1 protein-coding gene is annotated in these 1,458 nt (G+C 58.4%); it reads left to right on the top strand.

Translation table 11 applies throughout. The features are described 5' to 3' along the window. Positions 1-700 precede the first annotated feature (700 nt). Entirely contained in the window at positions 701-1,339 is a 639-nt protein-coding gene (locus ACSDR0_RS50550; RefSeq protein WP_435296124.1) for a hypothetical protein, read from the top strand. Positions 1,340-1,458 lie beyond the last annotated feature (119 nt).

The raw sequence follows: 1,458 nt of genomic DNA, 5'->3' as shown, positions 1-1,458 counted from the left end.
CACCCCGCAAGCCCTGCCCCGACATCACCGGCCAGGGTTCGCTGCCGCCTGCCCACTAACGCACCGATTTTCGAGCCAGGCGGAGCGATCGCCCTGCCCGGGTGCCGGATGCCGTGGTCAGAAGGTTGTAGGCGGTCGCCGGTGTGAGCGCATGGTGCCTGATGTTGTCGTCACCGTTGTCGTCAAGCTCCCGCACTCCGCTACTGCCTCTGGCCTTCTGATCCGTAGTCAACGGCAGGAGCATGGTCGAGGGCTTGTGCGACTGGTCGGGAGGGTGCTGGCGTACGAGGCGACCCGGTGCTGTGTGACGACGTTGCTGTACTTGTGCGCTGTGCAGCAAAAAGCAGCAACCGTCATGCCCGGTGGCAACCCGACCCGGACCGCAGGGCCGCCAGGCCCGAGGACCGGAAGCGGGGCGGCAGAAGCTTTCGACACCCGCATTAGGAGAGCAGGTGGCATATCGTGCGCGTCACGCTCTCAACCTGCGGAAACCTTGCTCCAAAGACATGTCGCACGGTTAATCGGGGAGGCATTGGGAAATGATCAAGCTTGACAGCTTATCTAGGGCAAGATAGCGGCGGACGTGTCCGGGATAAGACCAGCCCCCACCCGAACGGCCTTCTATGGCTCGCACAGGAGACCCCGAGCTTGTGCTAGCGAATGCACCCCTAGCAGGCGCAGTTGCGCTCACAATGGCGTCATGTGGAACACGATCGTGACCGCTCTCCTCTCGGCCGCCGCCGCTCTTGGGGGAGTTGCCCTCAGCGCAAGACTGTCCGCTAGAAGCCAAGCTCGTCAGTGGGACCATGAGCGTGAGCAACGTTTACGCGATGAGAAATTGAAAATCTTCGGTGAAATAACCACACGGTCCGCGCGCATACGAGAGGTGCATCTTAAGCTGCTGACGCCTGGCTCAATCATAAGCGACGCTGATGCCGAGCAAGTGAAGCACGATTATCAGGACCTGAGAAACCTACTGAGTACCTTGAGGCTCACCGCACGAAACTTCACCACAGTCTCTACCGTACTGGACCTAGCAGAAGATGCTGCACTCGTGATAAATAATCTCGGTAAGGACGGGGCTACCGCTCAAGTCGAAGTCGCTTCAGCAACCCTTCGTCTAGCTGCAATGCGATTGCATGAGCAGGTCCTTGTAGAATTGGCAAGGGATGAACTCGACCTGGAAGGGCTAGTCGGAATGCCTAAGTATGACGAAGAGGCTATGCTAAGAGCCTTCTTGAAGAAGGCTCTCGCAGATGACAAGGCCGTAGAGCGGACATTTGTCGAGATTCAACAGATTCAAAACCGCAAGAAGGATGCAGGGTGGCTCGCTAAGTAGGATTCAGTGAGGTTTTCTCAGGCTGAACGAAGTGGGCGATAGCAGACCTGCGCTACCAGCCAAGACATCTCGGCGAACTTATGGACGGTCTGCCGTTGGCCAGAAATGGGCGTGGAGCC

This window comes from Streptosporangium sp. G11 (assembly GCF_051192615.1).
In the GTDB taxonomy this organism is placed as follows: Bacteria; Actinomycetota; Actinomycetes; order Streptosporangiales; family Streptosporangiaceae; genus Streptosporangium.
The sequence above is the reverse complement of the archived record's forward strand: the minus strand, read 5'-3'. Positions and strand labels throughout refer to the sequence as shown.